Here is a 2,077-nt window from a genome sequence, read left to right as displayed (position 1 = left end):
CTGAACATTGAGCATGACTACACCGTCTTTCACGATCTGGACTTTTCCGGCAATGAGGGCGCCGATACGCCGAGAGTCCCTCGCGAGCATCGATCCATCATTGCCAAGCTCGCCGCCTCACTCCTGCTGCTCAATAAAGACGACTCGAAAGCTAAGGATTACGCTGCCATGGGGGAGGGTAAATTGCGGTCGATGGTCGATCAATACATTCCGTCTCAGTCCGGCAGGTTGTATGTGGCACCGAAACACTCGGCCACGTTGGGAATGACATAATGCGCAATCTCGACAGCGTTGAAATCCCATGCGGGCAAGGCGGGCTCAATGCGTCTAAAAGCCCCTATGTCTTGAGAGATACCGATCTCGTCTCCATGGAATCACTGACGTATGAGCATGACACCTGGGAGAAGGACGGGGGGGCCGTCAAGTTCAACAGCACGGCGGTGACCGGCTCATATCCGTCCGTCCGTGCCATGCACAACTTTCGAGTGTCAGACAATGAGCTGGTGGTTGCGACCATGACGGGTCGGCTCGTGGTGGTGGGGTCAAGCGGCATTACAAAAACCCTTGCGCCAGATTCAACCACATACCACGGCCATTTCGTCGAGGGCTATAACGGCACGTCAAAGGCGCTGTACTATTTCGGACTCTCAGTCAGCGTCCCGCTGGTGTATACCCAAGGCTCAAGTTCGGTGCTGTTTCAGCTCGGATCGCCGGTCGGCACGGTCACGGCTGATAGCACGACGGAGACCTTTACGCGCACGGCGCATGGCCTCGCGAACGGCACGCAAGTGTTTTTCTCCAACAGCGGAGGGGCGCTTCCCGGAGGAATCGCCGAGGCGTCAAAGCTGTATGTCGTCAACGCCGCAGCCAACACGTTCCAAGTCTCTGGCAGTGTCGGTGGGGCGGCCGTCAATATCACGAGCAACGGCACAGGGACGCACACCGTCCATCGTGCGACCATGCCGTCAGATTGGGTCAACGGCGCGAATTTCCCTCGATGGGGATTCATGCACAATGGCCGGATGTGGGCTGGTGGTGGCGGTCAGGTTCCGCATGCCGTGTACAGTTCGGTCCTGAATAACCATAACGACTACATTAACTCCGGCTCTCTCTATTTTCAGGTGTACCCTGGCGAGGGAGATATCATTATCGGGGGCATTTCGTGGAGGGGCAAGGCCTACCTATTTAAGTTCCCCTACGGTATTTATGTGCTCGACGATGACAGCCTCGATACGGCAGATTGGGGATGGAAGAGGGTATCGAGATACGTGGGCGCGATTGCCCAGGCATCGATCGTCGAGGCCGATGATGAAGTCTACTTCGTCTCACCTGACGGATTCATTCATGCGCTGTCAGCCGTGCAGCAGTACGGAGATGTGCAATCGTCGGCTGTGAAGGGGCTAGAGATTGGCCCCTACATCAATGAATTCGTGGATTTCTCGAAGCTCTCGACGGCAGCATGGAGCGGTTTCGCGTCATACCCAACCCCGGTCGGCGTATACTATCCCACGAAACGTAAGCTCATGTTCGGATTTTCACCGAACCCTAACGTGATTTCTGGATCAGGGTTTCCAACAAATCATGTCCTCATCGGATTCGATCTTCATCGTTCTGATACGTCGGCAGGGGTGCGCGATGTACAGCCGTTCGTTTCGACGCGCGACGAATACGAGTCGCTAGCGATCTACCGAGATCCAACGACGGCGGACCCTGTATTGCTCGCCGGTAGCTCCAACGGGTTTATCTATCGGCTCGATCAGCCTGCCAGATCGAAAGACGGCGTAGGCTACATGGCGCGGTTTGAAACGAAGGAATTTCGTCCGACTAATAGTAACGCCAACGTGAACATGAAGGAGCTGGAAGTGATATTTTCGGATGGCAGCTCGAACAACAGTGTCGTCATGAAGGTCTATCAGAACGGCATCTTAAGCAAAGCCAAGACGTTGACCGATACGGATCGGTGGATGCGGTTAGATGGAGATGCGCTCAAGATAAAGATTGTTGGTGAAAACGACACGCTGAATTCCTCGTTTTCCATTGCGAAAATCATTGTCCGGTTTACGCAGGGGAATTGGAG

Annotated in this window: 1 protein-coding gene and 1 pseudogene; both read left to right on the top strand. The window is 54.8% G+C overall.

The window, feature by feature from the left end; all coding sequences use genetic code 11:
- On the top strand, positions 1-273 hold a 273-nt coding region (locus ACMTNU_RS20535; protein ID WP_413937150.1), incomplete at its 5' end, for a hypothetical protein.
- Positions 273-2,077 (top strand): annotated as a pseudogene (locus ACMTNU_RS20530) (hypothetical protein); the annotation flags it as partial. The gene ACMTNU_RS20535 and the pseudogene ACMTNU_RS20530, both read left to right, overlap by 1 nt.

The sequence above is a fragment of the Nitrospira sp. BLG_1 genome, assembly GCF_047338595.1.
GTDB lineage: Bacteria > Nitrospirota > Nitrospiria > Nitrospirales > Nitrospiraceae > Nitrospira_D.
Note: the sequence above shows the minus strand (reverse complement) of the source record. Positions and strands in the feature narration are given on the sequence as shown.